This is a genomic window from Streptomyces sp. B1866 (genome assembly GCF_031932565.1).
Classification (GTDB): Bacteria; Actinomycetota; Actinomycetes; order Streptomycetales; family Streptomycetaceae; genus Streptomyces.
Genome location: NZ_JAVSCF010000290.1, coordinates 1 through 7798, shown reverse-complemented (window position 1 = coordinate 7798; position 7798 = coordinate 1). Strand labels below are relative to the sequence as shown.

Annotated in this window: 4 protein-coding genes and 1 pseudogene; 2 read left to right on the top strand and 3 right to left on the bottom strand. The window is 78.6% G+C overall.

Going from position 1 to position 7798, the window contains the following annotated elements:
* Positions 1 to 288, top strand: a pseudogene (locus RKE29_RS26015) (hypothetical protein); the annotation flags it as partial.
* 52 nt (positions 289 to 340) lie between these two features.
* Here RKE29_RS26015 and RKE29_RS26010 read toward each other — a convergent pair.
* The 3 genes from RKE29_RS26010 to RKE29_RS26000 form a co-directional block, all read right to left on the bottom strand.
* A complete protein-coding gene (locus tag RKE29_RS26010) occupies positions 341 to 643 on the bottom strand; it encodes an AzlD domain-containing protein (protein WP_312008088.1) in 303 nt (100 codons plus the stop codon).
* Positions 640 to 1554, bottom strand: coding sequence for an AzlC family ABC transporter permease (locus RKE29_RS26005; RefSeq protein WP_312008087.1), 915 nt, complete (start codon positions 1552 to 1554; stop codon positions 640 to 642). The genes RKE29_RS26010 and RKE29_RS26005 overlap by 4 nt, the downstream gene beginning before the upstream one ends.
* 149 nt (positions 1555 to 1703) lie before the next feature.
* Positions 1704 to 2561: an AraC family transcriptional regulator gene (locus RKE29_RS26000; RefSeq protein WP_312008086.1), complete on the bottom strand. Its 858-nt coding sequence runs from the start codon at positions 2559 to 2561 to the stop codon at positions 1704 to 1706.
* A 169-nt stretch (positions 2562 to 2730) separates the two neighbouring features.
* Between RKE29_RS26000 and RKE29_RS25995 the strand changes: the two genes are divergently transcribed.
* Positions 2731 to 7650 carry an ATP-dependent helicase gene (locus RKE29_RS25995; RefSeq protein ID WP_312008085.1) on the top strand — a complete coding sequence of 1640 codons (4920 nt, stop codon included), beginning with the start codon at positions 2731 to 2733 and terminating at the stop codon, positions 7648 to 7650.
* Positions 7651 to 7798: the final 148 nt, after the last annotated feature.

Here is a 7798-nt window from a genome sequence, read left to right as displayed (position 1 = left end):
CCGCCGCCCGCGCGGGGCGCCGGCCAGCCCCCGCGCCGCCCCCGGTCCCCGGCCGGGCGCCGCCCCCTGCCCCACGACCTGGCGCGCACCCCCGACTCGCTGGCCCGCCGCTGGTTCACGGACGCGGAGATGGACCGGTCGCTGGACCTCCTCGCGGCCGCGCAGCGGGAGGACGGCGGCTGGCCGATGGGCTGGCGGGCCTGGGCGCCGGGTCCGGCTCTGGAGTGGCGCCCGATCGTGACCATCGACGCCCTGCTGGCGCTGCGCGCGTACGGCCGGGACATCTGACCGCGGACGGCCGGCCGGCGCCGGACGTTTGCGCCGCCCGCGCGGGACGCCGTCACAGGGCCCGTACGGCGGCGGCGGCGACCACGGCGGCGGCGATCACCACCAGGAAGGGGGCGCGCAGCAGCAGGGCGAACGCGGCCGCGCCGAGCCCGGCCGCCCGCGCGTCCAGCAGCAGGTCCCGTCCGTCGCCGAAGGTCTGCTGGGCGGTGAGCGCGGCGAGCAGGGCCACCGGCACCAGGGCGGCCAGGCGCCGCACGGCCGGGCGCTCCAGCCGGCCCGCGGGCACGGACAGGCCGAGCAGCTTGACCAGGTAGCAGCCCGCGGCGGTCACGGCGACGGCGGTCCAGGTGGTCACCGGGCCCTCCTTCCGGCCCCGCCGCGGGCGGCGCGCCCGTGGACGGCGAGCACGGCGGGTGCGGCGAGCGCCGCCGCCAGGATCGGCACCCCGGCCGGCAGCAAGGGGACGCAGACCAGGACGAGCAGCACACCCAGGGCCGCCACGGCCCGCTCCAGGGCGCCGGACAGCATGGGCGCGAGCAGGGCGAGGAACACGGCCGGCCCGGCCGCGTCCAGGCCCCACGCCCGGGTGTCGCCGAGTTCGGACGCCCCGAGGGCGCCGATCAGCGTGGTGAGGTTCCACAGGACGTACAGGCTCAGGCCGGTGACCGCGAAGCCCAGGCGCGCGGCCCGCCGGCCGGACTGGGCCAGGGTGACGGCGGTGGTCTCGTCGATCACCCAGTGGGCGGCCAGCGGACGTACGGACCGGGGCAGCGCCAGCAGCCCGGACAGCCGCAGGCCGTAGAAGGCGTTGCGCACGCCCAGGAAGAGGGCACCCGCGGCGGCGGCGAGCGGGCCGCCGCCTCCGGCCAGCGCGCCCACGAGCGCGAACTGCGAGGCTCCGGTGAACACCAACAGGCTCAGGGCGCACGTCTGGAGCACACCGAGGCCGGCGTCCGCCGAGGCCACGCCGAAGGCGAAGCCCGAGAGCCCGACGGCGGTGCCCACCCCGAGCGCGTCGCGGACCACGGTCCCGGTCCCCGTCCCGGGCGCGCCCGCGCCGTCGGCTCGCTGTCCGGCCGGGGAACCGGGTCCGGACGGAGCGGCGGGCCGCTCCGGGTGCCGGGCGGGCTCGGCCCGCGCGTGCCCGGCCCGTATCCGCCCGGCGTGGCCGCTGCCGGTCCGGTCCTGGCCGGTCTTGTTCTGGCCGGTCTCTGTCTGGCCGGTCTTGTTCTGGCCGGTCTGGTGCTGGTCGGTCTGCTCTGTCACGGGCGCACCCTAGGGGCGGGCTCCCGCGCGGGTCTTGTACGTTGTTGCGCTCGTCGGCGCCGCGCCCGCCCCGCACGCCCGCTCGCCCACTGCCCGCCGGGCGCTCCCCGTCTGCCCTCAGCGCACGGCCGGTGTCGCGCGCTCCCCGCTCACGGCTGGAGCGCCCGCGTCGCCGCGCGCTCCTTCCGGTACGCGCCGGGCGGCACCCCGACGATGCGCGCGAAGTGCCGGCTGAGGTGGGACTGGTCGGTGAAACCCACGGCCGCGGCGGTGTCGGCGGGCGTCGACCCGGCGTCCAGCAGGTGGCGCGCCCGGCGCACGCGGGCGTCGGTGAGCCAGGTGTGCGGCGGCATGCCGTACGCGGCGCGGAAGGCGCGCAGCAGGGCGAACGGGCCGGTGCCCAGCTCGGCGGCGAGCGCGGCCAGGGTCGGCGGGTCGGCCATCCGCTCCTCCAAAATCGCCCGGGCCCGGGCCGCCCCCCGCGCGCCCGCCGCCGGGGGCGTACGGGCGGGCAGCGCGGCGCCGTGGTCGCGCAGCAGACGGGCCACGACGACGCGCAGCAGGCTGTCGGCGGCGAGCGCGTCGTCCTCCTCGGCGGCCCGCAGCACCTCGGTGACCAGGCGGGCCGCCTCCGGGTCGTGGACGCCCGGCGTCCGGAAGCCGGCCGCGCCGCGGAGGGCGGTGGTCTCCGCGGCGACGGCGGCCACCAGGGCGGCCGACGGGTACAGCACGCCGTACGTCCAGCCGCCGGGCGCCCCGGCGTGGCCGGTGTGCGGGGTGTCGGGGTTGACCAGGGCGAGCCCGCCCGGGCCGACCCGCACGATGTCGCCCCGGTGGTGGAACTCCTCGACGCCCGCGGTGACCGCCGCGATGACGAACGACTCGTGGGTGTGCCGGGCGAAGGACTTGTGGATGTAGCGGGCCCGCAGCAGGTCGACGCCGGGCAGCCGCGGGTACCGCCAGTGCCGCGCGCTCTCCCGTCCGGCCCGTCCGGCCCGCTCGATCACGGCTCCCATTCTGCGCGACCGGGCCCGGAAACGGCCGGCGGCGTCCGCGGCCGCCCGGCCCGGACGCCCCGTGCCGGGCGGCCGTGCGGCGGGCAGAAGAGGCCGGACGGCGAGCCGCCTCGGTCGGCTCCCGGGCCGGTTGTCAGTGGCGGGGTGCACGATGGGGGACATGGCGAGGACAGCGCTCGACGGCTTCTCCCCGGCGACCCGCGGGTGGTTCACCGGGGCCTTCACCGCGCCCACGGCGGCCCAGGAGGGAGCCTGGCGGGCGATCGGCGCGGGGTCGGACGTGCTGGTCGTCGCCCCGACCGGCTCGGGCAAGACGCTGGCCGCCTTCCTCGCGGCCCTGGACCGGCTGACCACCGGGGCGCCGCCCGCCGAGCCCGCCCGGCGCTGCCGCGTGCTGTACGTGTCGCCGTTGAAGGCCCTCGCGGTGGACGTCGAGCGCAACCTGCGCAGCCCGCTGACCGGCATCCGCCAGGAGTGCGTGCGGCGGGGGCTGCCCGAGCCGGACATCCGGGTGGCCATCCGCTCAGGCGACACGCCCGCCGCCGAGCGCCGGTCCATGGCCGTCCGCCCGCCCGACATCCTCATCACCACCCCCGAGTCGCTGTTCCTCATGCTCACCGCCTCGGCGCGGGAGGCGCTGCGCGGCGTGGAGACGGTCATCGTGGACGAGGTGCACGCCGTCGCGGGCACCAAGCGCGGCGCACACCTCGCGCTGTCCCTGGAGCGCCTCGACGAGCTGCTGGACCGGCCCGCCCGCAGGATCGGCCTGTCGGCGACCGTGCGGCCGGTGGAGGAGGTGGCGCGCTACCTGTCGCCGCGGCGCGCGGTGGAGATCGTCCAGCCGCCCTCCGGCAAGGAGTTCGACCTGTCGGTGGTCGTGCCCGTGGCGGACCTGGGCGAGCTGGGCGGCTCACCCGTCCAGGACGGGGAGGCGGGCGAGCGGCCGTCGATCTGGCCGCATGTCGAGGAGCGGATCGCCGACCTGGTGGCCGCCCACCGCTCGACGATCGTCTTCGCCAACTCCCGGCGGCTGGCCGAGCGGCTGTGCAACCGGCTCAACGAGATCGCCTACGAGCGGGCCACCGGCGAGGCCCTGCCCGAGCACCACTCCCCCGCCGAGATGATGGGCGAGGCCGGTGCGGCCAGGGGCGCGCCGGCGCTGCTCGCCCGCGCGCACCACGGCTCGGTGTCCAAGGAGCAGCGGGCGCTGGTGGAGGAGGACCTGAAGGCCGGCCGGCTGCCCGCCGTCGTGGCCACCTCCAGCCTGGAGCTGGGCATCGACATGGGCGCGGTGGACCTGGTGGTCCAGGTCGAGTCGCCGCCGTCGGTGGCCTCCGGCCTGCAGCGCGTGGGCCGCGCCGGGCACCAGGTGGGCGCGGTGTCCACCGGCGTGGTCTTCCCCAAGTACCGCGGCGACCTGGTGCAGGCCGCGGTGGTCACCGAGCGGATGCGGCAGGGCGCCATCGAGGCGCTGCGCGTCCCGGCCAATCCGCTGGACGTGCTCGCGCAGCAGCTCGTCGCCATGGCCGCCCTGGACACCTGGGACGTGGACGAGCTGCTGGCCGTGGTGCGCCGCGCCGCGCCCTTCGCCTCGCTGCCGCGGTCCGCGTTCACGGCGGTCCTGGACATGCTCGCGGGCCGCTATCCGTCCGACGCCTTCGCCGAGCTGCGCCCGCGTCTGGTGTGGGACCGCGTCGCCCACACCGTCACCGGCCGGCCCGGCGCCCAGCGGCTGGCGGTCACCTCGGGCGGCACCATCCCCGACCGGGGCCTGTTCGGGGTCTTCCTGGCGGGCGCCGACCCCAAGCGCGGCGGCGGCCGGGTCGGCGAGCTGGACGAGGAGATGGTCTACGAGTCCCGCGTGGGGGACGTGTTCACCCTGGGCACCACCTCCTGGCGGATCGAGGACATCACGCGCGACCGGGTCCTGGTGACCCCCGCGCCCGGGGTGCCCGGCCGGCTGCCGTTCTGGAAGGGCGACCAGCTCGGCCGGCCCCTGGAGCTGGGCCGCGCGGTGGGCGCGTTCCTGCGCGAGATCGGCGGCCTGGCGCCCGAGGCGGCGCGGGAGCGGCTGCTGCGCGCGGGCCTGGACGCCTGGGCCGCCGACAACGTGACCGCCTACCTGGACGAGCAGCGCCGGGCCTGCGGGCACGTGCCGGACGACCGGACGATCGTGGTCGAGCGGTTCCGGGACGAGCTGGGCGACTGGCGGGTGGTCGTCCACTCCCCGTTCGGCGCGCAGGTCCACGCCCCCTGGGCGCTGGCCCTGGGGGCCCGCCTCGCCGAGCGGTTCGGCATGGACGCCCAGGTCATGCACGCCGACGACGGCATCGTGCTGCGCCTGCCCGACGCCGAACCGGCGGACTGGGACCTGCTGGACGCGGACCCGGCCGACCGGGGCACGGAGTACGACGCCGACCGGTCCCCGGTGGGCGCGGCCGACGTGGTGTTCGGCAAGGGCGAGACCAGCCAGATCGTCACCGACCAGGTCGGCGGCTCGGCGCTGTTCGCCGCCCGCTTCCGGGAGTGCGCCGCGCGCGCCCTGCTGCTGCCCCGCCGCGACCCGGGCCGGCGCAGCCCGCTGTGGCAGCAGCGCCAGCGTGCCGCGCAGCTGCTGGAGGTGGCGAGCGAGTTCGGCTCGTTCCCGATCGTCCTGGAGACCGTCCGCGAGTGCCTTCAGGACGTGTTCGACGTGCCCGGGCTCACCGAGCTGATGGCCGACATCGAGGCGCGGCGGGTGCGGCTGGTGGAGGTGACCACCCAGGAGCCGTCCCCGTTCGCCCGTTCGCTGCTGTTCGGCTATGTGGCGCAGTTCCTCTACGAGGGGGACTCGCCGCTGGCCGAGCGCCGCGCCGCCGCCCTGTCGCTGGACTCGCGGCTGCTGTCGGAGCTGCTGGGCCAGGCCGAGCTGCGGGAGCTGCTCGACCCGGACGTGCTCACCGAGTTGGAGCGGGAGCTTCAGTGGCTCACGGACGACCGGCGGGTCAAGGACGCCGAGGGCGTCGCCGACCTGCTGCGGGTGCTCGGCCCGCTCACCGACGCCGAGTTGGCCGAGCGCGGCGCCGAGCCCGCGTGGGCGGAGGAGCTGGCGGCGGCCCGCCGCGCCCTGCGGGTGCGTGTCGCCGGGCAGGACCACTGGGCGGCCGTGGAGGACGCGGGCCGGCTGCGCGACGCGCTGGGGACGGCGCTGCCGGTGGGCGTGCCCGAGGCGTTCACCGAGCCGGTCAGGGATCCGCTGGGCGACCTGCTCGCGCGCTTCGCCCGCACGCACGGCCCGTTCACCTCCGCGCAGGCCGCCGCCCGCTTCGGTCTGGGCACGGCCGTCACCGACGGCGCGCTGCACCGCCTGGCCGCCACGGGCCGCGTCGTCCAGGGCGAGTTCCGGCCCTTCGCCGCGCCCCGGCCGCAGGGTGCGGCGGAGGGCGGGGAGGCGCGCGAGAGCGGAGCCCGGGAGTGGTGCGACGCGGCGGTGCTGCGGCGGCTGCGCCGCCGCTCCCTGGCCGCGCTGCGCCAGGAGCTGGAGCCGGTGCCGCCGGCCGCGCTCGCCGCCTTCCTCCCGCAGTGGCAGCACGTCGGGCCGCTGCCGTCGCGGGGCCCGGCGGACGGCCCGCCGCCGAGCGCCGCGGCGGGCCGGGCGGCGGCGGGCCGGACGGCGGGGAAGCGCCCGGCGGGATCGCACAGCCTGCGGGGCCTGGACGGCCTGGCGCGCGCCGTCGAGCAGCTCCAGGGCGCCCCGGTGCCCGCCTCCGCCCTGGAGAACCTGGTCCTGCCCTCCCGCGTGGGCGGCTACGTACCGACGATGCTCGACGAGCTCACCGCCGCCGGAGAGGTCGTCTGGGCGGGTGCCGGGGCGCTGCCGGGCAAGGACGGCTGGATCGCCCTGCACCTGGCCGACACCGCGCCCCTGCTGCTGCACCCCCCGCACCCGCTGGAGACCAGCCCCGTCCACCAGGCCGTGCTCGACGCCCTGGTCGGCGGCTACGGCCTGTTCTTCCGGCAGATCGCCGACCACGTGCGGGCCACCGGGCAGGAGGTGCCCGACCCCCGGCTCACCGAGGCCCTGTGGGACCTGGTCTGGACCGGCCGGGTCACCGGCGACACCCTCGCACCGCTGCGCTCCCTCCTCGGCTCCGGCCGCACGGCAGGCTCCACCGCCCACCGCGCCCGGCGCGCCGTGCCCCGCGGCCGGTACGGCGGCCTCATGGGCCGCACGGGCCGTCCCGCCGCCGCGCGCGCGGCGCCGCCGCCGACCGTCGCGGGCCGCTGGTCCCTGCTGCCCGAGCGGGAGCCGGAGCCCACCCACCGCGCCCACGCGCTGGCACGCACCCTGCTCGACCGGCACGGCGTGGTCACGCGCGGGGCGGTCGCGGCCGAGGGGGTCGAGGGCGGGTTCGCCGCCGCCTACCGGGTGCTGTCCGCGTTCGAGGAGAGCGGCCAGGCCCGCCGCGGGTACGTGGTGGAGGGCCTGGGCGCCGCCCAGTTCGCGATGGACGGGGCGGTGGACCGACTGCGCGCGGTCGCCGCCGCCCGGGACCGTGCCGCGGCCGGCCGGGGCACGGATCCGGCGACGGCCTTCGGGCGCCCGCCCGCGCCTGCCGCCGGGCACCCGCCGTACGGCGGCACCGGCCCGTACGGGGACGGCGGCCAGTACGGGGACGGCGGTCCGGCGACCGGCGCCCCCCCGCAGGCCGTGCTCCTGGCAGCGGCCGACCCCGCGAACGCGTACGGCGCGGCGCTGCCCTGGCCCGATCCGCCGACGGATGCCGGGCACAAGCCGGGCCGCAAGGCGGGCGCGCTGGTCGTCCTGGTCGACGGCGAGCTGGTGCTGTACGTGGAGCGCGGCGGCAAGTCGCTGCTGGCCTGGTCCGCGGACGAGAACCAGGCCGCTCCCGCGCCGCCTGGCGGACCGCTCCGCGCGGCGGTCGAGGCGCTGGCCGGGGCGGCCCGCGCGGGCTGCCTCGGCACGGTCACCGTCGAGCGCGTCAACGGCGCCCCCGCCCTGTCCTCCGCGCTCGCCCCGGCCCTGGAAGCGGCGGGCTTCCACGCCACTCCCCGGGGACTGCGGATCCGCGCGCGGTGACGGGACCCGGCCGCCTGCCCCAGCGCCCGCCGGTCAGCCGACCCGGCGGCCCGGCGCCCGCGTTCCGCGGGTGGCGCTCCGGCCCCGCCGTCGGCGTCGCGTCCGCGCCGCGGCGCCCGGCGGGCTGCCCCGGCGGCGGGTGGACGGT